Below are 24365 nucleotides of genomic sequence, written 5' to 3'. Positions count from 1 at the left end.
GACTCACACTTTCTTATAACATGTACATAATAATGAAATTATAACCATGAGTGGCAGTAAAAAAATTGGAAATCTATTATAAAATCACTTGAAAAAAAGTCTCATAGCAACGATACTATATTAAGAGATAGATAAGCTAGTAGATTTCAGGTAGGAGGTAATAAATGATAATGGTAGTTAAAAAGATTTTTATCTCTTTTGTTGCAACAGCAACCTTTTTTAATTTTGTTCCTGCGACACTTGCAAATGCAGCACAAAAGGAGATATCAGCAACAAACGATGTTGAAGGTACAAAAGGAAATGAAGACGAAGAACTAGAAGAAATCAACAACTTAGAGGAAGATCCAAATGAGGATATTGATACAGAAGAGAATGATGAACAAGAAATAGACGTTCGAAGAGAAGCTGCGAAGGAAGAGGAAGAGATAGAGGAAGTTGTCGATGAAGACAATGACGATGAAAATGCTGATCCTAATAGTACGACTGAAGAAGAAGCTGTTATTCAAGTATTGTCAGACGAACAAACAGATGATGGTAGTTTGAATAATATAGAAACAACTGAAGAGGTTATTGAACTACAACAAAATTTAAAAACGTTAGGTTTCATGATTGATAAAGAAATAAATGGACTTTTCGATGAAGCTATGAAAGAAGATGTAAAATTATTTCAAAACTATTTTGGTCTTAACGAAACTGAAATTGCTGATGAAGATACGTTAGCGAAAATTGAAGAGATTTTATCAAACCCGTTAAGAAATGGCCAAAGGCATGAAGATGCGATTCAATTAAAAATCAACTTAGCTAATCTGGGTTACCATATCTCTAATAACCCAACAACGTTATATGGAACTCAAACAGATGCTAAAGTGAGAGAGTTCCAAGAAGACCATGGATTAAGAGTGAACGGAATTGCTGATGAGGTTACATTAGCAAAAATAGATGAGCTTCTATCAATTCCTATGCAAACAAATGTATACAGAAACGATGTTGTAACGTTAAAAATTAACTTATCAACGTTAGGTTTTCATGTTTCAAACAATCCAACGCCACTTTATGGACCACTTACAGAACAAGCGGTAAGAGATTTTCAGCAATATTACGGATTAACTGTTAATGGAGTTGCTGACGAAGCGACGTTAAATAAAATTGATGAGATTTTATCAAGCCCGTTTCGAAATGGAAAAAGACACGAATCAACCATTACTTTAAAAGTAGATTTAGATAAATTAGGACACCATATTTCCGATAACCCAACGACGTTGTATGCTTCACAAACAGCTGCAGCAGTGGAAGACTTCCAAAGACGCTATAACTTACGAGTGAACGGTATCGCTGATCCTGTTACATTAGCGAAAATCCAAGAATTATTAAAAGCTCCGTTAGCGAATGGACTGTACCGTTATGATGTTGTAGACCTGAAAGTGAACTTAGAGAAACTAGGATTTGGTGTTTCAAATAATCCAACAATTTTCTTTGGACCTATTACAGAAAGAACCGTAAGAGAGTTCCAAGAGTATTATGGTTTACAAGTAACAGGTGTAGCTAATAACGCCACTTTATCGAAGATTTCTGAAGTTCTTTCATCACCTTTACGTAATGGTCAAAGGCATGAAGCGGCTGTGCAGCTGAAATTAGATCTTGCACGTTTCGGTTATCACGTTTCAAATAACCCTACGACCTTATATGGGACTCAAACAGAGCAAGCTGTTAGAGAGTTTCAAGAGAGATACGGTTTACGTGTGAGTGGTATCGCTGATGAAATCACATTAGCAAAGATTGCGGAACTGATTGAATCAGGTGTAGGTCAGGAAATTATTACGTACACTCAATACAACTTAACGCTAGCTGAATCAGCTGCAAGGCAGAGCAGCTTAAACCCTCCGCCACAAACAGATCTTTATCGTACTGCTCCTGGGTTAGTTCATAGCAGTGTGGTTGATATTGTTGAACGTGGAGTCATCACTGGAAGTAGCGTAAATCTTAGAAGAGATGCTACAACACAAAGTAGTTCGTATGGACTAGTTCCTATTGGTACAACATTCACGATTGAAGAAACAGTTACAGGTCAAAACCTTAGTGGAAATGATAAATGGTTTAAAATAAACTACCAAGGTGAAACACTATACGTTCATACTAGCTTAGCAAGTAGTTCTAGTGTGGCCGTTGTAAAACAAAATAATACACGAGTGCGCGAAGCTGCGAATACAAATAGTCATAATTTTGGATCGGTAAGTAAAGATACTGAATTAGTTGTGTTAAGAGAGGTATCGGGAACTTCAGTAAGTGGAAGCACGAAATGGTATGAAGTTCGTTTCCGTACATGGAGAGATGCAAAACCTGAGCATTTCATGCCATATTTAGACCCTAATCAAAATGACAGGTTCCAACATCTTGTATTAGATGCTACAGCTGGTGTGACAGCTTCTCAGTTAAATAGTGTCCTTTCTGGTAGAGGAATTTTAAATGGGATGGGTCAAGCATTTATTACGGCAGGAACTACACATTCAGTGAATGAAATTTATTTAATTGCCCATGCTTTACTTGAAACAGGAAATGGAACGTCTGGATTAGCAACTGGAATTGAAGTTGGTCGAAATAATAATGGAAACTTAGTTCTAGTAACAAGTAGTAATAGAAGTAGTTTAAGTAACATTAGAACGACGTACAATATGTTTGGTATCGGAGCTGTTGATAGTGACCCGTATAGATTAGGTGCTATCTATGCTTATAATGCAGGTTGGTTTACTCCTGAAGCTGCAATTGTTGGTGGTGCAGCCTTTATTTCAAACAGTTATTTTGCTCGTGGTCAAAATACGTTATACAAAATGAGATGGAACCATGCGTATCCGAGTCAACCAGGCGGAACTTTCTTCCCACAATATGCAACAGATATGGGTTGGGCGGTTAAACAAGTTCCTCGTATTAAAAGCTTATACGATCAACTAGACAACCCTACGTTACGTTTTGACATTGTTCAATATCGATAAGGATGTGTAGTAATAACTTAAGAAAGAACCTAGGTAAAGATTGCTTAGGTTCTTTCTTCTTCTCTTGCAAGGATATAACTACTCGTGCATAGCTAGATATTCATGCTTTTACACACTATAATCAATAGTAAGTACTTTACTTATAGAAAGGGGAAGAAAAAATTCATGCAAGTGAAAAAAGCAATTATCCCTGCAGCAGGTTTAGGGACAAGATTCCTCCCTGCAACGAAAGCACAACCGAAAGAAATGCTACCTATTGTAGACAAGCCTACGATTCAATATATTATCGAAGAAGCGATTGCCTCAGGAATTGAAGACATTATTGTTGTCACCGGCCGTGGAAAACGAGCAATCGAGGATCATTTTGATAAATCCTTTGAGCTAGAAGAAACGCTAGAAAAAAAGAATAAAACGGAGTTGTTAGAAGAAGTACAAGCGATTTCGGCGATGACGAACATCCATTACATTCGTCAAAAAGAAGCGAATGGATTAGGACATGCGATTTGGTGTGCACGTAAGTTTATTGGTAACGAACCATTTGCTGTCCTATTAGGTGATGATATTGTCCAATCTGAAACGCCTTGTTTGAAACAGTTGATGGATGTGTATACGAAATACAATTCATCCGTTGTTGGAGTTCAAGAAGTCCCTGATGAAGACGTGTCAAAATATGGGATAGTCGCCCCAAAAGGATCCGAAATTGAGCGTAATGTGATTCATGCAGAAACGTTTGTAGAAAAACCATCCGTTGAAGATGCTCCTTCCAATTATGCCATCATGGGAAGGTACATCCTTCGACCAGAAATCTTTGATGTCCTAGAAACACTTCCCCCTGGTGCTGGTGGTGAAATTCAGCTGACAGATGCGATTAAAGTATTAAACAATTCACAAGCTGTTCTAGCTTATAACTTTCACGGAATACGTTATGACGTTGGTGACCGATTAGGATTTATTAAAGCTACAGTTGATTTTGCATTACAAAGGAACGATTTAAGTGAAGATGTTGCTAAATATATAAAGGATATTTATGAACATAAATTAACTAAATGACAGAAGATTTATGCCGGATAAAATTAACAAGTACAAAACAAATTTTATAAATAATGAAACATTAAAAGCCCAACTAACGTCTAAAAAGTTAGTTGGGCTTTTAGCTTCTGTAATAAAGCATCCGAATGTAATCGCATAAGTTGCCTTTCCGTGAGCCGACCTTAGTGTTAACAAAATTGTTGTAGGTGCTAGTTAAGCACGCTAAATAGTAAGAAATGCCTTAGAAAAAATTCCTATTTTCTTTCGCCCAAAAATTTAGTATAGTAGTTTATGATTGTTTAATCTATAGCAACCTTTACTATAGAGAAAGATTATACAAAAAAGGGATATAAAAAGATAAAAAATGGGTCTCAATTACTGTAAGGGAGAGATTATGAAATGCCTAGTATCAGTGAATTAAGAAATCACAAATTCATCATCATCTTAGGCGATCTTCTATGTATATTAGCAGCATATATCGGAGCCTTCTATGTACGTTATAATGGGTTTCCGCAAAGAAACTGGGAATCGTTTATTTCCCTATTGCCTTGGATTTTATTAATTGGTTTATTTTTCATATCGATCTATGAATTGTATTCTCTAGATCACAAAAATACCCTATGGGATGTTAGTGTTAAGATTGTCATTTCGGTTATCTTTATGGCGTTTCTCACGATGGCAGCGTCCTATTTATTCCGCGAATTTGCGATGCCGCGTTCGATCGTCCTAATCGGGAGTGTATTTACGGTTATCCTGATGCTTATTTTTAAAGGCTTGTATTTAAAGTTGACGAGAGGAAATGCTGTTGGTACCGTTCTGATCGTTGGTGATGATGAGCATACACAACGTGCGATGTTGAAGTTGAAACATCCAATGTTAAAAGGTACGCGTGTAAAACACATTCAACCGACGACACCGATTGAAAAAATCGATGAACTATTGCAACAAGTGGATTATGTTTTATTATGCCCAAAAATCGGAAAACAAAAGAAATCGTTAATTATTTATCATGCAATGGAACGAAATAAGATGGTCTATGTCATCCCTTCATTATATGAGCTATTGCTTCAACGTGCGACTGTTGCACCGTTAGATGATACGATGGTGATGTCCGTTAAGCCGTTTGGTTTAACATTCGACCAAGTGGTGATTAAACGTATGTTTGACTTTGTGTCATCGGCATTGATTATTGTCGCTATTTCACCAGTATTATTCATTACTGCGTTAATTGTTAAGCTTGAGGACCCAAAAGGACGAGTCTTATATACACAAGAACGCCTAGGTAAAAACAATCAGCCATTTACGATTTATAAATTCCGTTCGATGATTGAAGGAGCAGAAAAGTTAACAGGTCCGACATTAGCAACAGAGAACGACCCACGTATTACGAAAGTCGGTAAGTTTATGCGTGCCACACGCTTAGATGAGCTACCACAATTGTTTAACGTTCTAAAAGGAGACATGTCATTAGTCGGTCCAAGACCTGAACGTGAATTCTTTATTAAGAAGCTTTCAAAAGAGTACTATCACTATGGCTATAGAAATACAGTTCAACCAGGAATTACAGGGTATGCACAAATTATGGGTAAGTATACGACAGAAGTTGATGATAAATTACGCTTCGACCTATACTACATTCGTAACTATACATTCTGGCTAGATATCGTTATCTTATTAAAGACGTTTATCGTATTATTTGATAAGACGAAAGCAGAAGGAACAGAGACGAAAAAGGAAGTTGCCGCGACGGAAGAGAAAAAAGCTGGGGCGACGTTATAATTTTTATAGTAGTAAAGAACCGACCAATTCTGGTGGGTTCTTTTTTGTATAATCAGAATTTATATATTTCTAACTTGGAAACTGTCTAGCTCCAGGCGCCATCGGCTCGATCACTTCAGTCAAGTTAGTAACGTCCATTACTACATGAATTACTCCAATGTATAGCTTCGTGCAGTTGTGCTTCTGCGGTTTTATTTTTAAAGATACAAAGACCATTTGTTCCGTTTGATTATCGGGGTAAATGGTCTTTTTTTATGAAAGTCAAAAAACTGTAAATAATAGTTTGGTAGATGCATAGTAATAAAAGACTATTCTCTCACTACAAGCAGAAAGGGCGTGAATAAATATACCTATTAAATAACCTTTTTTTATCAAATTTGATAAAAGTTGATAAAATAGTAAAAAAATGAAGTTTTTTTGATCGATCTGTATTATTATAGTAAATATTAGTTCTATTGTCTAACTATTTAAAAGGTGAATACGTCATTTTAACTATTTTAAAGGAGGAGTCATGGAAAGAAGAAAAAAGAGAATCGTTTTAGCGGCACTACTATTGTTGCTGTTTTTAGGTTTAGGAAGTTATTTTACGGTAAAAGTCGTACAATCAGGTACGATTACTGAGCAATTAGATTTAGGTAATAAGTTTTATTCAGAAGGGGATTATGAAGAAGCCATTATCGCCTTTGAAAAAGTATTAGACATTGATCCGCGTCATACAGATGCGCGTATAGGACTAGCGAAATCTTTAGTGGCATTAGATCGAACCCCAGAAGCAGAAAGAGTTATTCATGAAGGAATTTCGATCAAACCGAAAGAACCAAAGTTTTATAGTTTCCTAGCAGATCTTTACATAAGTGAAGGTAGGATTGAAGAAGCGATTGCTGTATTAGACGATGGGATTGATAGTACAAATGATCAATCACTCGTTTCTCAGCGTAATGAATTAGATAGTAACATTAAATTAGTGGCTGAACGAACGATAATCCAAATAGGATATGATACGATCGTTCAACTTGTCCATGTAGATGAAGAAGATAACGAAACGATCTTGAAAGCAAGTGAGTGGTCTCTAAATCCAGACGATATCGCAACGATTTCTGAAGGGCTTGGAAACCAAATGGTCGTTGAAGGAATTGAGATTGGTGTTACAGAAGTAACGGCTAAACTTCATTCTATTGAGCGTGCAATTGAAATTGAAGTGAGTGAACAAGCGTTAGCTACTATCGAATTTCAACTCAAAGCGGATACAATCGCAGTCGGCGACACGGTTGAAATCGTAGCAATTGGTTACGATTTTGATGGAAACGAAATGGAGATTGATCCTGAGTGGTTATATGAAGCTAACTTAGGTTCTTTAAGTCAACAAGCCGGTACTTCGAATGCGTTTGTTGCTTCTGAAGACGGTACAGTTGAAATTCATGTAATAGACGGAGAGGTAACATCGATCCTCTCGTTTACTGTAGAAAAGAAAAAGCATACGTTAAATACTTCTGTTGTAGGGTCAGGACAAATCGTTCGTAAGCCGAATGCATCTGAGTATGAAGATGGAAGCACGATTACCCTAGAGGCCGTTGCTAGTAGTGGTTGGGAGTTCGTTCGTTGGGAAGGTGCTCTAACAGGTAGCCAAAAAGAACAAGAGCTTATGATGGACGAAGAAAAAACGGTACGAGCCATTTTTGAAGAAGTGGAAGTGCCTACGTACAGATTAGCAACCGAAGTAACTGGTGAAGGAACAATAAGAAGAAGTAGTAATACAAGTGACTATCAATCAGGTCAACGAGTAACATTAACGGCAGAACCTAGAAGTGGTTGGGAGTTCGTTCGTTGGGAAATCGACTTAACAGGTACAACTACTCAAAGAGATATTACGATGACATCGAACAAAGCCGTTCGTGCTGTCTTTAGAGAACAAGAGCAGCCGGTGAAAACCTACCGTTTAACAACAACGGTTCAAGGTGAAGGAACAATCCAAAGAAGTAGCCAAAAAGAACGCTACAATGAAGGTGAGACCGTAACACTTACGGCGCACCCGAAACAAGGGTATGAGTTCGTTCGTTGGGAAGGCGATGTGACTGGCACAAATCGACAAAGACAAGTGACGATAAACAGTGACAAAACGGTACGTGCTGTCTTTAAAGAAAAAGAACAACCGGTTGTCACCTATCGTTTAACGACAACGGTTAATGGGGAAGGAACAATCCAAAGAAGTAGCCAAAAAGATCGTTACAATGAAGGTGAGACCGTAACACTTACGGCGCACCCAAAACAAGGGTATGAGTTTGTTCGTTGGGAAGGCGACGTGACTGGCACAAACCCACAAAGACAAGTAACAATGAACAGTAATAAAACAGTCAACGCTGTCTTTAAGGAGAAAGTTACGTATACGTTAACGACAACTGTTGATGGTGAAGGTGTAATCACTAGAAGTACGACAAAATCGGCCTATCCATATGGTGAAGAAGTAACCTTAACGGCTCAAGCCGAAGAAGGCTGGGCGTTTGTTCGTTGGACCGGTGACGCCACTGGAACAAACCCACAAATAAAAGTGACAATGACAAGCGACAAATCAGTTAAAGCAGTGTTTGAGGAGGTAACAACTTATACACTGACGACTGAGGCTTCTGGTGATGGTTATATCATTTACGTAAGTGATAATGATAAAGAGCGCTATCTTCCTGGTGAAGAAGTTACGTTAAAGGCTATGGTTAATAGTGGTTCAATGTTTGAAAAGTGGAGTAAAACGGAAGATGGTAATGAGGAAGTAAGCTTTAGCTATGAAAATGAACTACATCTTGTCATGGACAACAATATTCATGTCAAAGCTTCCTTTAGGCCTTATGGTAGCTTACAAGGGGCTGTGACAGATTCAACTACTGGAACTAGATTGTCAGGAGTGACAGTGGAAGCTACTGAAGTTCATTCGGGTCGAGTATTCACGACAACGACAGATGATCAAGGAAACTACTATATTCCAGAAATCTTTGCTTCAAGTGATGAAAATGATGAGAATGTAATGATTACCTTTACAAGCGAAGATTACCTTGAAGAGACTAGACAAGTAACAATTCAGGCTGGTGAAACGACAACGACGAACGTATCGGTTATGCCGATTAGAGAAGATTATGAGGATGAAATTCGTATTGTATTAGATTGGGGAGCTGCACCACGGGACTTAGATGCACATTTATATGGGCCGACACCAACAGATGCGAATTTCCATGTCTTTTATGGAAACCGTAGTTATTCATATGGTGAAGAAACGTATGTTAGCTTAGACGTTGATGTGACAAACGGCCATGGTCCTGAGACGATTACAATTTATCAACAAATTGAAGGTGAATACGTATATCGTGTGCATCAATTCTCGTCTGATGAAGAGTTAAAGAATTCAAGCGCTAGAGTCAGAGTGTACCGAGGCAATCAACTTGTTGAAACATTCCGAGTACCAACTGATTTAGTAGGTAGAGAGTGGTATGTCTTTAAAATCATTGGAAATGATATTATTCCGATGGAAAACGATACTGAGTCAAGCGAAGAAACGACATCGGGAGAAGATTCAGATCAAACCGAAGTAGCAGCTTCTAGTACAGAAGCAAGTACAGCCACTACTACAACGGAGGCAGTTGATACAACGGAAGAAGTAACAGAAACGTCAGAAACAACAACTGATTCCTCGACAGAAACAGAAGAAGGTTCTACAGAAGATACAAATCCGGTAGAACCGACTCAAGAAGAGCCTGTTGCAGTCATGGAAGAGGAAGAAGTAGAGGAAACTGAGGAGCAGTTAGAAGAAACAGAAGAAGAAACAGAAGAAGTTGTTGAAGAAAATCAGCGAGACGAGGAAGCAAGGTTAGAAGAGGAAGAAGAGACTGATTCGTAGATTTTCTGATTTTTAAGGTTCGTTGTGGGGGGAATTTGATCCCCCCACAATCCTTTCATAAAGTTTTAAATATGAGCCTGTGCTCAATCATATCAAGTTGGGGGTAACATCCGTATGGTGAATGTGAAGAAATTATTAATAGTACTAGTATTGTTCGTTATGACTTTTGGAACAGGACTTTCCGTTTTTGCTGAAGAAGATGAAATTACATTTGAAGATGAAGCATTAGAACTGGTGATTCGAAATGAGATTGATAAACCAAATGATCCTATTTATAAATCAGATGTAGAAGGAATAACGACATTAGATGCTTCAAGTTGGGATATTGAAAGTTTGAAAGGCATTGAACACTTATCAGCTCTTAAAAACCTCAATTTAGCTGGTAATAACATTAGTGATATTTCCCCGTTAGAAGATCTTACGAAGCTAGTTGTTCTTCGTTTAAACGATAATCAAATTGATGATATATCTCCTTTAGAAACTTTAACGAGACTAGAAGCGCTTTACTTATCCGATAACAGTATTAATGAGTTAAGTCCGTTAAGTGATTTAGACAAATTAACGACTCTTCAACTTAGTAATAATGAGCTTCAGTACATAAACGCTCTAAAAGACTTGAAGAAGCTAACAAACCTTTACTTAGATGATAATAAAATAAACGAAATCGACGCGTTGAAAGATTTAACCAAACTAGAAGTTCTTCGTTTGAATAATAATTTACTTACAGAAATTAACCCTCTTCAAAATTTATCAAATTTAAAAGTATTACGTCTTTTTGGAAACCCAATTAGCCATATCGTACCATTAGGTGGCCTGTCAAACTTAGAGGTTTTATTACTAAACCATGCCCAGGTAAGTGACGTGTCAGCATTAAAAGGGTTAACAAACTTATCAGTATTATATTTAGAGGAAAACAATATTTCTGACATTTCAGCATTATCAAATCTAGATAACTTAAATCAATTGACGCTCGCTGGAAATAAAGTAAATGACTTTTCGCCAACTGAATCGTATTATCACAACTTAGTTCATAGTGATTTTAATCTTGATGGAGAAACAGACGATAAGTCAGAGGAAGCTAGTGACAATGAGAGCAGTTCAAATACATTAACGTATATCTTAATTGCTTTTGTTCTTTTACAAACATTTGCGCTGTTTTATGTATTCACAAATATGAAGGGTTCGCGTAGAGGGTAATGTTCCAAAGGAGAGAGGGTGTCCCAAAAGTGCCTGACACCACGCGTATACTGCTATATACATAGGTTCGGTTTTACTTCCGTCTATATATAGTTGTGATACGGTGTCGGGAACTTTGTTTTGGGACACTTCCCTTTATTCCACTCGTTACGGTATCTCGAGTTATTCTTGTTGGTATTGAGCAAACCTTTTAGTCGGCGATAGTAGTGTTTTCATTATTTTTTAGTAAAGAATAGGTGGCGATGATTGAATGGTGCAAGCAGGAGCGCAAACAACGATGAAAAGTGCGATTACTGTTTCTTATAAGGGAGACGTAGTAACGACAATTGATATTGATCACAGCAGCCAAAAGAAATTTTATACATTCGGACGTTCCACGAAAAATGACGTCTTTTTACAGTCGGCAATTGTTTCGAATGAACATTTAGTGTTTGAGGTTCGTGGCGATCAAGTATATGTTCGGGATCTTAATAGTACAAACGGAATGTTTATCAATGGTGAGAAACAACCAAGTGCTGTACTAAATAATGGTGATGTGATTAGAATCGATGATTTATCAAACAACCATAATGAAGGGGTAATGTTCATTTATTCACTTCATTCAAGTAACATTGATGAAAAATGGTTAGAGTACTCGTTACGCGAAAAGACTGAAGTAACAATCGGTCGTGAAGATAGCAATGAAATTGTGATTGTGCACAGTTTAGTTTCAAGACAGCACGCGATGATTGAGAAGTTAGGCTCTCATTTTTACATAGAAGACTTTAAAAGTACGAATGGCACGTTTTTAAATGGAAAGCGAGTGACGGGTAAACAAAAGCTCGAACCGTTGGACACGATTTTTATCGGAAGTACGAAGTTGATTTTCCATGAGGATAAAATTATTTACAATGTCGAATCGTCAGGTCTACGGTTAGATGCCATTCACATTAGTAAATTCGTTGAAGAAAGTAAAGGTTTCTTAAAACCAAAACAGCCAAAAACGATTTTAGATGATATTAGCATTGGTATTAAAGCAGGAGAACTCGTGTCGATCATCGGTGGTAGTGGTGCTGGAAAATCGACATTTATGGATGCGTTAAATGGATTCCGTCTACCTACAGAAGGATCTGTTTTAATTAATGATGATGATTTTTACGAAAATTACGAGGCTTACAAAAATATCATTGGTTATGTGCCGCAGCAAGATATCGTTTATGACACGTTATCCGTTGAAGATATGTTGACGTATGCCGCGAGACTAAGAATGCCAGAGGATTCGACTGAAGAGGAAATCCAGGCGCGTGTCGATCAAGTCATTCGTGACGTAGAATTAGAAGGACGAGAAGACGTTCTTATTAAGCAATTAAGTGGTGGACAACGAAAACGTGCGAGTATTGCGGTTGAACTTCTCGCTGATCCGAAGTTATTCTTTCTTGATGAACCGACGTCAGGTCTTGATCCAGGAATGGAACGAAACATGATGCAGCTCTTACGTAAGCTTTCAAACCAAGGCAAAACGATCATTTTGATTACTCATGCGACGGCAAACTTAATGCTGTGTGATAAAGTTGTTATTTTAGGCTTCGGTGGAAAGCTTTGTTACTTTGGTCCACCAAGTGGCTCGTTACAATTCTTTGGCGTGAAGGATTATGCAGATATTTATGACTGTATTAACAAACATTCGAGTGATTGGCAAATGCGCTTTAAGCAATCGGAATATTATTCGTACTTCAAGCCACTTGAAGTGAAAACACCAAAGCCAATTTCAGCTCCAGAAGTGGCAGACAGAAGCTCGATGAAGCAATTTAGTATTCTCTGTAAACGATATTTAAAACTGACGCTAGCTGATAAGCAACGATCGATTGTGCTATTATTACAAGCGCCGTTTATTGCCTTCGTACTGTTACTTGTTGTTAGTGATAACCCGATTCAATTTTACGAATCATCGAAAGAGCTTATTTTTACAATCGCATCTACTGGTGTTTGGATTGGTCTATTGAATTCGATCCAGGAAATTACGAAGGAAAATGACATTTATCGACGAGAACGTGCAGTTAACTTAAAGCTTATCCCGTATATTTCTTCGAAGTTAATTATTCTAGGTGTACTTTCTTTCGTTCAAGCTGTTTTATTTGTAGCGATTTTAACACAATTTATTACGCTGCCAACGGAATCGTTACTAGGTTCAATACGACTTGAATTAATGATTACGTTATTTTTAACGACGTTTGCAGCGACAACGTTAGGTCTTGTTATATCATCAATGGTATCTAACTCTGACCGTGCCATGGGAATTGCCCCGTATTTACTCATTCCTCAATTAATTCTGAATGGCCTCGTCTTTAAATTAGAAGGTGCAGCTGAAGTCATTTCAAACTTAGCAATCAGTAAATGGGCGGCAAGAGCGATTGGGATTTCTTTTGATTTAAATAGTCGACCGTTAGAAATTGAAGATAGCGGCTTCCGAGTACCACAAAGAGATTTGCCAGAATACTTCGATTATGAATTATCGTTACTTTATCAAAACTGGATGATTTTAGTTGGGGTAGCTGTGATTTGTATTATCGCAAGTATCGTTTCCTTAAAGTTAAAAGACAATTAAGATAGGGGGAAGAAGTGAATGGAAACAGAAACATTGTATATTGTCTTAGGTGTGATCGTCGTTATTAACGTTGTTCTACTTTTTATGTTTATGTCTAAGAAGAAAAAACAAAGTGTGAGTCGTCCGAAGACAGCACCAAACAATCAAGTGCAAGCAGTTAATTATAACGAGTACAACAAAACCGTAGCGTTACATCATTCAAGTCCAATGCAACAAGAAAAACAAGCGAGACCTTATCAAACGAATGAAAAGACAGCGATGCTTCAAGAGGAAAAAATTCGTCCGTTATCATCAGAAGATAAAGAAGAAGTTCGTCAACAAGTGAGTAAAAAGGCAGTGATGGAAACACAATTATTAACCGCAGAGCCTGAAGTAGCGGTTGATAAAGAGCCAGTTCCGACAATGACGATTGAATATAAAGAAAAAGAAACCGAAAAAAGTTTTCCTTTCACAAGTTCAATTGTAAACGTAGGCCGTGATCCAGAAGTTTGTGATTTGGTTCTTTCAGAAGATCCATTCATCGGTCGAAACCATGCGATGATTTTAAATAAGGAGAACAAGTTTTTTGTTGTTGACCTCGAAAGTAAAAATGGAACCTTTATTGACGGTGAACGAATTACCGGTCAGAAACCAATTGAAGCAAACCAACCATTTACAATTGGCAGAACGGAAATGGTTATTAAAGTAATTGGAGGCTAAAAACGTGACTGTAGCTACCACGGATATATTTCCCCAAAGATTAACATACGGTTATTGTACGGAGAAAGGTAAGCGTGAGGAGAATCAAGACATGATCCTCGCGCTTCCACACTTTTTTTCATTTGCGATTGCAGATGGCGCCGGTGGTCATGACTTTGGCAGGCGAACGAGTGAAATGACCATCGAAGCATTCAAAACCGAACTAGAACAATGCGACCAATGGGATACCGAGTTTCTTTATTACTTATTCCAAAAAAAATATAAACAAGTGAACCAGCATATTTATGAGTTAGGGAAAAAATTTAGCACATCGATGGTGACGACGTTCTCGATGGTGAACTTCATTCATAACGACGTCCTGATTAGTAACGTAGGTGATACAAAAATCTACCGCATTCGAAATCATGAGCTGCAACTACTGTCAAAAGTCCATAATGTCGCTCATGAATTATTAGAACGAAATGAAATTACAGAAAACGAGTTAAAAAATCATCAAAACAAGCATATGTTAACCGAAGCGATCGGTGGAACAAGATCCGTGAACCCGTATCTCAAAATTTCACGCATGCAAAAAGGGGATGTCATCATTATTTGTACAGATGGAGTCTACCAATTTGTCGATGAAGCAACACTTCTCTCTCTTTTTAGTCATAACGACCAGTACACAAACGAACAATTAGCAAAATTATGTCAACAGAGTGTATCAAAAGCTCTAACAAACGGTGGAAACGATAACTTATCGATTATCGCAGTTTCTTTCAATTAAAGGAGGAAGCAATGAAACGAACTATTATTTATACATCGATTATAGGTGCGCTATTGTTGTTTATGGCATTTGTGATTCTCGTTAGTCCTGTTGAGAAACTTCAGCCAACAACGATAACAGACCGAGCAATCGCAAGTCACTTTTGGGCAACCATTGATGACCTTTCCTTTGAGCTAAGATCTGATGGGGTTTATATTGAACAACGCTTACCAAGTGACCGCTTTAACGAACTCGTACAAATTTCTGTGCATGAGGATCTTAACTTAACTGCGGTTAACGGTACGTTAGAAGACGGAAAAGCAATCATTGTCGCTAATTCCAAGATACTATCCTTTATTCCAAGTCAATATCGCCTTAGATACTCGCCTTCAGTGAAAAATGGTCGGGTCATACTAGCACTAGAAGAAGCAAAAATCGGTCGCTTGCCGTTAAGTAAAAGCGCAGTAATCTCAAGCTTAGCAAAGTCGAAAGGTGAGATGCTAGAAGTCGATGAGGAAGACAACATCGTCTTTATTGGCACGCCGCGGTCCTTACAGTTTCAAGAAGCCAAAATCGAAGATGATACGCTTTATCTTGCGTTTCAAATAAAAATCAATTCCATTACAGATGTATTAGAACTTGCAAACTTTATGATGCCAGAGCAGCTACTAGACATCATTAAAAGACAACTTTTACGATCGAGGGGTGATGACATTGGGAATTGTTATCGGACAGGTCTTTGACGGGAAATATAAGATTATGAAGCAACTCGGAGAAGGGGGTATGGGTACCGTCTTCTTAGGTGAGCATGTGAGTCTTGGTACGAATTGGGCAATCAAGCGGATCTCAAAACATACCAACGACAAAATCGACTTACTTGCCGAACCGAACATTATGAAAAAGTTAAATCACCCTTCATTGCCAAGGATTTTTGATATTATTGAAGATCAAGACTTTATTTATATTGTGCTTGATTATGTTGAAGGGATAACGTTAGAAGAAGAGTTAGAAAAAAAGAAGAAAATACCTGAGAAAACAGTCGTCAAATGGGCGAAAGAAATTTGTGATGTCCTCGAGTACCTCCATACTCAAAAGCCAAATCCGATCATTTATCGCGATATGAAGCCGTCGAACTTAATGATTACAAAAGATGGTTCGATTAAGGTAATTGATTTCGGGATTGCAAGAGAATACAAAAAAGAATCAAAAAGTGATACGACATACATTGGTACACGTGGATATGCAGCACCAGAGCAGTATGGAACCGCGCAAACCGATGCAAGAACTGATATTTATAGTTTAGGGGTAACGTTGTACCATCTCGTAACAGGGAAAGGCCCAAATGATCCACCGTATGAAATTAAACCACTTCGTGAACTTGATTCGCGCCTTTCGGTCGGCCTTGAGCATATTATTTTAAAAAGTACACGTCAAGACCCGAAAGAACGTTACGGCAATGTCAAACTACTATTGAAAGACTTTGAAAATATTCATACGTTTTCAAGTGATTACAAGAAAGCGAGAAGGAAGAAGATTGCAAGTAACGGGGCATTTGTCGTTTCGCTCGCCTTTTTCTCGTTTTTAACTGTCGGTGGTGTGAATCAACTTCAGATCGAAAAAATAGAAGCGTATGAGGGGATGGTTGAAGCTGGGAACGAATTGTTGCTGGCTAATCAGTTTGATGAAGCGAAACACGAATTCGAAAAAGCGATCGAGAAAATACCAACCCGAATAGACGCGTACCGTGATATTGCCCAAACGTATTTACTGCAAAATGAGTTTGACCGAGTAATCGAATACGTTAGTAAAGAAGTGCTTCCATATGTAGATAGTGAACACCTTGATAGTAGCTTATTTTACGTATTAGCAACGGCTTTATTTGAAAATAGCCAGTATGAAGAAGCAGCTAGTCAATTTATGAGAGCTTATGACTTAGACCGAACAAATCTCGTCTACGAACGAGATTACGCAGTAAGTTTAGCGAGAGCCGGAATGTTAGAAGAAGCAGAGGCGATCCTTGTGCAAATGGTTGAACGAAATACGGCTGATGAAGTCACCCTTTATGTAAAAGGAGAAATCTTTCAAGCGCAAGAAAACATCGAAGAAGCGATCGGTTATTACAGGCAAACGATTGAGGAAGCAACATCAGAGGCAATCAAAGAACGAACGATTATTACATTAGCGCAACTTTATAAAAATAATCGACAAAAGTTAGGTAACGAGTCTATTGATGATCGGATTACAATCTTAAATCAAGGAATCGATCAGTTAACAGATCGTAACTTTATCGTTTTTGATGAATTACTAGCCGAAGCGTATTATGATAAAGCGATGATCTCGAAAGGAGAAGAAAGGGAATTTTTCCTAAAAGAATCAGTGAAGCACTTTGAACAGTTATTATCGTACGGCTATATTCGCCCGTATTTAATGCGTAACATCGCGATTATTTATCAACTATTAGGAGAATACGAACAAAGCGAAACGACGCTATTAGACATGCAAGAGCGCTATCCACAAGATTACCGAGCCTACTTGCAGCTAGCTCTTCTTTACGCCGAAATAGAAAACGAAAAGCCCGTTCAAAACCGCGACTATTCACGAGTCATCGCAAACTACGAGCTGGCCTTACAAAACAGCCCAGAAGGCGAAACAACCCAAGACCTACTACCACTCGTGAACTTGATTGCAGAATTAAAACAAAATAACTGGATCGAGTAAGGGGGAATATGATGCTCACACAAGGAATGCTCATGGTTATCATCGGTATAGCCGGCATTGTCATTACGTTTATTGTCTTTTTTATGACTATATATATAGGAAGAAAAGCGGTTACAAAAAACCGAAACATAGCAGATGAACCAGAGAAAACCGAACAAGCTCCTGAGAAAAAGCAAGTCCAATCCCCAGTTCAATCAACGGCATTGTTGGATGAACAAGTGGAAAGTGAACAACAGAGTGAAAAAGAAAGTCGGTCAAAAAGCGAAGTTGCTTCAACGGTATTACTAAACGATGAAATAAATAAGCCTACAGAGCTGTATGAAACGGAATTAATGGAGAAGGAAAAGTAAATAATGAAAAGAGGCAGCCTCCTCATTTTGAGAGACTGCCTTCCTCTATATTTATTCAATTTCCAAATGTTCTTTCAATAAATTCGATACACGCAAACGTTCTTCTTCACTAACGATGTAATACCAAACTCCACCCATCATGGCACCAGATCCACTAATTGTAACCTCTTCAGAAGAACGACGGGCACCTTTGTAGTTTGATTGGATTTTCATCATCTTGTCGAGATCAAGGTCAGTACGAACGTTGTTACCGATTGCTCCCAGTATTTCCTCAACTCTCGTGACAGAAGAAATTTGTGCACCTTCTTTGATGATCTCATTCATAATTTGTCGTTGACGATCATTGCGGCCGTGGTCACCACGTGGGTCTTCATAACGCATTCTAGAATAAGCTAATGCTTGAGAGCCATCTAAACTTAACGTTCCTTTTTTAAATGTATAACCACTATGCCCAAACTCAAAAGGATTATCTACTGTTACTCCACCGACGGCATCAACGATATCTTTAAAGCCCTCCATATTGATAGTCATATAGTAATCAATTGGAATATCCAAAAAGTTCTCAACCGTCGCAATCGTCATTTCAGGACCGCCAAAAGCGTATGCATGGTTAATCTTGTCATCAAATCCACGACCAATCATTTCAGTACGAGTATCCCTTGGAATACTTAGCATCTTCATAGATTCTGTATTGGGATTTACAGTAAGAACTATGAGAGTATCTGTTCTTCCGCGTTCTGTACCTCTTGCATCAATTCCTAACAATAAAAACGAAAGTGGTTGTTTTTCTTCCATATTTACTTCAATTTCCCTTTTCGATTCTCTCTCAATCGGTTGGTGCATCGTATCAACCGTTTTAACAACGGAACTATATAAGTGATATCCATAGCCTAAAAGACCTAGTAATGGTAAACCGATGATTAGACTTAATATGATAAAGAGTTTTTTTCTTTTGGTCATATAAATTCTCCTAGTACTAGTATTGAAATATTTATTATTGATTATAGACGGTTGTCCTAAGAGTCGCAATAACTAATATTTCTATTCAGGAAATTAAGGAAATATATAGTTGTTCCAAAAGGTATTTTACTAACATTTCTACCAAAAAAAGTTATCGTTCGACAAGTTTTCTTTATTAGACAAAAAACGCTTACATCTTTATAAACACTGATTAAAGAGTGAATATAGAACTATAGAAACTAATTCGAAATAAGTAGCGGTTGTCGAATTCCATCGATAAATCTGATTAATTTAGTCTACATTCTGTGACAAATTATGATAAAATAGTGAAGGCTTAAATTTTACGTGAAAATATTATTCTATAATTAGATTAGGTAATTAGGAGGATATCAATGGAAGAAACAATAAGTTTAAAAGAGTTGTTTGAAACAATAAAAAAACGAATCTTAATGATTATTGCGATTACAGTTATCGCAGTTGGAATTAGTGCTTTTATTAGTTATTTATTCTTAACACCCATTTATCAATCGTCAACACAAATCTTAGTCAATCAATCAAAAGCAGATATGCAAACCTTTAATGTAAATGACGTTCGTACCAATATTGAATTAATAAATACGTATAACGTTATTATTAAAAGTCCGATTATATTGGACAAGGTCAGAAGTGAATTAGGACTCGAGCGCTCTACAGAGTCACTGAATAGCCAAATTAGTGTAGGGGCAGAGAGAAATTCTCAGGTAGTAGGAATTACGGTTCAAGACCCTGATCCAGCATTAGCCGTACAAATTGCCAATACTGTAGCGTCAGTATTTCAACGAGAAATTGTCTCAATTATGAATGTTGATAATGTCAGTATTCTTTCAGAAGCTACATTAACTGAAAATCCAGCACCTGTAAAGCCCAATCCAACATTGAATATGGCGATTGCTTTCGTAGTAGGGTTAATGGCTGCAGTTGGCTTGGCATTCTTATTAGAGTTCTTAGATAACACGATTAAAACGGAAAAAGATATTGAGAAGCATCTAGGTATATCTGTGATTGGTGCCATTCCAACTTTTGAAGTTGATCATCAAATGGTAGCAAGATCAGTAAATAGTAGAAGGAACAAAAGAGGTGAAGAAATTGCCTAAAAAAAGAAAAAAACAACCAGCGAATGCCACGCGTGGTTTAATTACAAAGGTTGATCCGAAGTCACCGGTATCAGAACAATACCGAACCATTCGTACAAATTTACATTTTGCATCGATTGACCAAGAGTTAAAAACAATAATGGTTACTTCTAGTAACCCTTCTGAAGGTAAGTCTACGACAATTGCAAACTTGGCGGTTGTATTAGCGCAACAAGGAAACAGTGTTTTATTAATTGATGCTGATATGCGTAAACCGAGTGTTCATTATACGTTTCGCTGTCCAAACACAAAAGGGTTAACGACAGTGTTAACGAAACAAGCGTCATTAGAAGAGGCAGTTTTTGCTTCTGATGTAGAAAATCTCCACATTTTAACAAGTGGGCCGATCCCACCGAATCCTTCTGAATTATTAAGTTCTAAAGCGATGGAGCTTATGCTAACATCAGCAAAAGTAACGTATGATTTTGTTTTGCTTGACACACCACCAGTTTTAGCAGTTACCGATGCGCAAGTATTAGGGAATATTTGTGAAGGTGTTGTGTTAGTCGTAAGTAGTGGTAAGACTGAGGTCGAACAAGCCGTTAGGGCGAAAGACTTATTAGAAAAGTCAAAAGCAAAAATTTTAGGTGTTGTCTTAAACGAAAAAGAAGTTAAACAAAGTCAATATTACTACTATGGAAAATAAAGGCTAGTAGAAATCGTATACTAGATCTTATGGTAAAAATATGGTAAGATAGTTACATTGTTTTTTGAAGTTTGTGGACTTTTGTGAAATTTTGACATTTTTATAGATGTTTTATACTAGATTTGGAGGTTTACTGATGATTGATATTCATTGCCACATACTACCGAACGTCGATGACGGTGCAAAAGACATGGATATGGCTCTTGAAATGGCAAAAGCTGCAGTGGCTGATGGAATTGATACGATTATCGCTTCGCCACATCACCGCAATGGCCAATTCGAGAACACCAAATCTAGTATTCTTGATTCTGTTGAACGATTAAACGAACGTTTAACGGAAGAGCAAATCCCTCTAACGATTTTACCAGGACAAGAGGCGAGGATTTTTGGAGAAATGGTCGATAGCTACTTAGACGAGGAACTATTAACGGTGAATAATTTACAACAATACCTTCTCGTTGAGTTATCATCAAGCCATGTACCGAGATACATTAATCGATTATTTTATGATTTGCAGCAACAAGGGGTAACGCCAATCATCGTTCACCCAGAACGGAATGCTGAAATCGTTGAAAACCCAGAAATTCTCCACAGGCTAGTGAAAGAAGGCGCACTGACACAAGTAACAGCTGGGAGTGTTACTGGTCATTTTGGTAAAAAGATTCAAAAGTTCTCAATAGATATGATTACTCATAATTTAACTCATTTTGTAGCAACGGATGCTCATAACTTAACAAGTCGCCCGTTTAATCTTAGAGAAGCGTACGAGTTTATTGAAGATGAATGTGGAATATTCTACAGGTATTTATTCTTAGAAAACGCCGAGATGGTTGTGGATGGAAGAATGCCATTGGTTGAACCACCTGAGATGATCAAGAGGAAGAAATTCCTGGGGATATTTTGAGGTTGTTGGTTAGTTGGTTAGTAGACAGTTGGTTAGGAAAAGCGTTTAAAGAACTAGCCAGCAAGCTGACTAGGGAAAAGACGAAACCCAATTCGAACGTCCTTTTTTGAACTTGAAGCTAAATCAAACTTAGTAGAAAAGTATAAGTAGAAATAGGAAGTCAGGTTCGATATTTCCAACTAACCAACCAACCAACTTTCCAACCAAAACGGAGGTCCTTAAATCTACTGTGATACTAATAAATTAATAGTTTGGCAAAAATCACATACATTGGTATTAACAATCTACTCCATCACCAAACTCTTCCCAAAAGAAGAGCAATACGGACTAACTTCTCAAATGAGAAGAGCTGCGGTATCGATACCAAGCAACATAGTAGAAGGAAAAGCACGCGGATCAAACAAAGACTACAAAAGATTCCTACTAATAGCCAGAGGATCACTAGAAGAACTGAAATACCAACTGTTATTAGCAAGGGATCTGGAGTATATAGATGGTACCATGTATAAACAAACTTTAGTCCTAACAGATGAAGTAGGAAAACTGTTGAATGGATTAATAAGTAGGGTTGGCTAGTTGGTATAGTAGAAAGTTGGTTATGAAAAGCGTTAAAGAACTAGCCAGCAAGCTGACTATGAAAAGATAAATACCGTTCGAATATTCTCTTTTGAACTTGTTTCTATTTCAACTTAGTGGAAAAGAACCAAGTTGGAAAGTAGAAAGATCACCTTAGTCGTTTCCAACTAACCAACTAACCAACTTTCCAACCCAAAAAGGTTAGTAAAAAGATACTTACTAATTTTGTATACCTACATTAGTACTATCAACTTCATTACTAACCTGGTGATATCTCCTTACCGTTATCAATGGAGGTACTCGGCTATGCTGTGGGTGTTCGTGCCTTAGATGTTCATTCTTCAATGGTGTGGTGTGAGGAGAGGTTAGATGCCTTATCTATTAAATTATTAATAGATGAAAGTTTAGACAAATGGGTTTATTAAATCTTTTTGTCTAAACTTTTATTAGTTTTAACTATGTATCTAAATAATTATATAAGATATAAAGGAGGGTAATTTGAATTGAAAAAAGTAAGAAAAGCGATTATCCCAGCGGCTGGACTTGGAACGAGGTTTTTACCAGCTACAAAAGCATTAGCGAAAGAAATGTTACCGATAGTAGACAAGCCAACAATACAATATATCGTTGAAGAAGCGGTTGCATCTGGTATTGAAGATATTATTATTGTTACAGGTAAAGGGAAAAAGGCGATTGAAGATCATTTTGATTGTGCCTTTGAATTAGAGCAAAACTTAATCGAAAAAGGGAAAGTAGAACTTCTGGAAGAAGTTCGTAAATCTTCTAATATGGTAGATATTCACTACATCCGTCAAAAAGAGCCTAAAGGCTTAGGACATGCAGTATGGTGCGCTCGTAAGTTTATTGGTGATGAACCATTTGCTGTACTACTAGGTGATGATATCGTAAAAGCCGACAAACCTGGCTTAAAACAGTTGATTGAGCAGTACGACGAAACAAGAGCATCGGTCATTGGGGTACAAACCGTTTCTGATAACGAAACACATCGATACGGTATTGTTGATCCTTTGAGTAATACTGGACGTAGATATAGTGTGAAACAATTTGTCGAAAAGCCTGAGAAAGGAACTGCACCATCGAATTTAGCGATTATGGGTCGTTACGTTCTTACTCCAGAAATCTTTATGTTCCTAGAGCAGCAACAAACAGGTGCTGGTGGAGAAATTCAATTAACAGATGCGATTCAAAAATTGAATGAAATTCAACGAGTATTTGCCTATGACTTTGAAGGGAAACGTTATGACGTAGGAGAAAAAATAGGTTTTGTAAAGACAACGGTTGAGTTTGCTTTACAAAACGAAGAAATCCGTCAAGAGTTAGTGCCGTTTTTAGAAGAAATCCTTAAGAATGAAAAGATCGTATTGAAGTAAGGGGGAAATGTCATGCCATCAGTTGATCGGGCCATATCAACGACAAATTCGTATCAAAGTTCTAGTAGTTTTTCAGTTGTCGAAGTAAATGACGCTAAGCATTATTTGTTTATGAAACGCATGATGGATATAGTAGGGTCTTTATTTGGTTTACTATTGTTATTACCGCTTTTTATGATCGTGGCAGTAATTATTAAGATTGAGGATCCAAAAGGCGGAGTGTTCTTTAAGCAAGTACGTATTGGAAAAGATGAAAAAGAGTTTTATATGTATAAATTTCGCTCAATGGTGACAGACGCAGAAGATCGTTTACAAGATTTATTAAAGCACAATGAAACAACAGGTGCGATGTTTAAGATGAAGGATGATCCTAGAGTAACAAAGATTGGGAAATTCATTCGGAAGACAAGCATTGATGAGTTGCCACAGCTGTGGAACGTATTAAAAGGTGAGATGAGTCTAGTAGGGCCTAGACCTCCACTTCCGAGGGAAGTGGAGGAGTATTCGGACTACGACAAACAAAGGCTCCTTGTATCTCCTGGGTGTACCGGGTTATGGCAAGTGAGTGGGAGAAGTAATATAGGGTTTGACGAGATGGTTGAACTTGATTTGAAATACATTAAGGAACGTACTGTTTTATTTGATATGAAATTAATTTTAAAGACTGTACTTGTTTTATTCGGATCTAAGAATGCTTATTAAAGACATATATTTGCATTTTCGAGGAAATGCTCGAATCATTCTATTA

At 37.5% G+C, this 24365-nt stretch carries 18 protein-coding genes; 17 read left to right on the top strand and 1 reads right to left on the bottom strand.

Going from position 1 to position 24365, the window contains the following annotated elements; translation table 11 throughout:
- Positions 1 to 164 precede the first annotated feature (164 nt).
- The 11 genes from BKP45_RS03340 to BKP45_RS03290 all read left to right on the top strand — a co-directional run bounded on the left by BKP45_RS03340 (position 165) and on the right by BKP45_RS03290 (position 17968).
- Positions 165 to 2987, top strand: coding sequence for a peptidoglycan-binding protein (locus BKP45_RS03340; protein ID WP_071388332.1), 2823 nt, complete (start codon positions 165 to 167; stop codon positions 2985 to 2987).
- 165 nt (positions 2988 to 3152) lie between these two features.
- Positions 3153 to 4037 (top strand): UTP--glucose-1-phosphate uridylyltransferase GalU, encoded by an 885-nt coding sequence (galU, locus tag BKP45_RS03335; protein ID WP_071388331.1) that lies wholly within the window; start codon positions 3153 to 3155, stop codon positions 4035 to 4037.
- A gap of 378 nt (positions 4038 to 4415) precedes the next feature.
- Positions 4416 to 5795 (top strand): sugar transferase, encoded by a 1380-nt coding sequence (locus BKP45_RS03330; RefSeq protein WP_071388330.1) that lies wholly within the window; start codon positions 4416 to 4418, stop codon positions 5793 to 5795.
- A 511-nt stretch (positions 5796 to 6306) separates the two neighbouring features.
- Complete coding sequence (locus tag BKP45_RS03325) at positions 6307 to 9675, top strand: InlB B-repeat-containing protein (protein ID WP_071388329.1); 3369 nt, start codon at positions 6307 to 6309, stop codon at positions 9673 to 9675.
- A gap of 114 nt (positions 9676 to 9789) precedes the next feature.
- Entirely contained in the window at positions 9790 to 10872 is a 1083-nt protein-coding gene (locus BKP45_RS03320; RefSeq protein WP_071388328.1) for a leucine-rich repeat domain-containing protein, read from the top strand.
- Positions 10873 to 11122: 250 nt separating this feature from the next.
- Positions 11123 to 13456, top strand: a complete 2334-nt coding sequence (locus tag BKP45_RS03315) for an FHA domain-containing protein (protein ID WP_139193727.1) — start codon at positions 11123 to 11125, stop codon at positions 13454 to 13456.
- An 18-nt stretch (positions 13457 to 13474) separates the two neighbouring features.
- Positions 13475 to 14155, top strand: a complete 681-nt coding sequence (locus BKP45_RS03310) for an FHA domain-containing protein (protein WP_071388327.1) — start codon at positions 13475 to 13477, stop codon at positions 14153 to 14155.
- 4 nt (positions 14156 to 14159) lie between these two features.
- Positions 14160 to 14921: a PP2C family protein-serine/threonine phosphatase gene (locus BKP45_RS03305; RefSeq protein ID WP_071388326.1), complete on the top strand. Its 762-nt coding sequence runs from the start codon at positions 14160 to 14162 to the stop codon at positions 14919 to 14921.
- A gap of 11 nt (positions 14922 to 14932) precedes the next feature.
- Entirely contained in the window at positions 14933 to 15643 is a 711-nt protein-coding gene (locus BKP45_RS03300; protein ID WP_071388325.1) for a hypothetical protein, read from the top strand.
- A complete protein-coding gene (locus tag BKP45_RS03295) occupies positions 15615 to 17618 on the top strand; it encodes a serine/threonine-protein kinase (RefSeq protein ID WP_071388324.1) in 2004 nt (667 codons plus the stop codon). The genes BKP45_RS03300 and BKP45_RS03295 overlap by 29 nt, the downstream gene beginning before the upstream one ends.
- 11 nt (positions 17619 to 17629) lie before the next feature.
- Positions 17630 to 17968: a hypothetical protein gene (locus tag BKP45_RS03290; RefSeq protein WP_071388323.1), complete on the top strand. Its 339-nt coding sequence runs from the start codon at positions 17630 to 17632 to the stop codon at positions 17966 to 17968.
- Between the two features lie 51 nt (positions 17969 to 18019).
- Here BKP45_RS03290 and BKP45_RS03285 read toward each other — a convergent pair whose 3' ends face one another.
- Complete coding sequence (locus tag BKP45_RS03285) at positions 18020 to 18928, bottom strand: LCP family glycopolymer transferase (RefSeq protein ID WP_071388322.1); 909 nt, start codon at positions 18926 to 18928, stop codon at positions 18020 to 18022.
- 392 nt (positions 18929 to 19320) lie between these two features.
- Here BKP45_RS03285 and BKP45_RS03280 point away from each other — a divergent pair, with 392 nt between their 5' ends.
- The 6 genes from BKP45_RS03280 (at position 19321) to BKP45_RS03255 (ending at position 24319) form a co-directional block, all read left to right on the top strand.
- Positions 19321 to 20061, top strand: coding sequence for a YveK family protein (locus BKP45_RS03280; RefSeq protein WP_071388321.1), 741 nt, complete (start codon positions 19321 to 19323; stop codon positions 20059 to 20061).
- Positions 20054 to 20746: a CpsD/CapB family tyrosine-protein kinase gene (locus BKP45_RS03275; RefSeq protein WP_071388320.1), complete on the top strand. Its 693-nt coding sequence runs from the start codon at positions 20054 to 20056 to the stop codon at positions 20744 to 20746. Before BKP45_RS03280 ends, BKP45_RS03275 begins: the two co-directional genes overlap by 8 nt.
- Before the next feature lie 136 nt (positions 20747 to 20882).
- On the top strand, positions 20883 to 21650 hold the full coding sequence (locus BKP45_RS03270) for a tyrosine-protein phosphatase (RefSeq protein ID WP_071388319.1): 768 nt from the start codon (positions 20883 to 20885) through the stop codon (positions 21648 to 21650).
- A gap of 222 nt (positions 21651 to 21872) precedes the next feature.
- Complete coding sequence (locus BKP45_RS03265; protein ID WP_071388318.1) at positions 21873 to 22226, top strand: four helix bundle protein; 354 nt, start codon at positions 21873 to 21875, stop codon at positions 22224 to 22226.
- A gap of 503 nt (positions 22227 to 22729) precedes the next feature.
- Positions 22730 to 23617 (top strand): UTP--glucose-1-phosphate uridylyltransferase GalU, encoded by an 888-nt coding sequence (gene galU / locus BKP45_RS03260; protein WP_071388317.1) that lies wholly within the window; start codon positions 22730 to 22732, stop codon positions 23615 to 23617.
- Between the two features lie 12 nt (positions 23618 to 23629).
- Positions 23630 to 24319 (top strand): sugar transferase, encoded by a 690-nt coding sequence (locus BKP45_RS03255; protein ID WP_084787567.1) that lies wholly within the window; start codon positions 23630 to 23632, stop codon positions 24317 to 24319.
- The last annotated feature ends 46 nt before the right edge of the window (positions 24320 to 24365 follow it).

This window comes from Anaerobacillus alkalidiazotrophicus (assembly GCF_001866055.1).
This window is presented reverse-complemented; position numbering and strand designations above follow the sequence as displayed.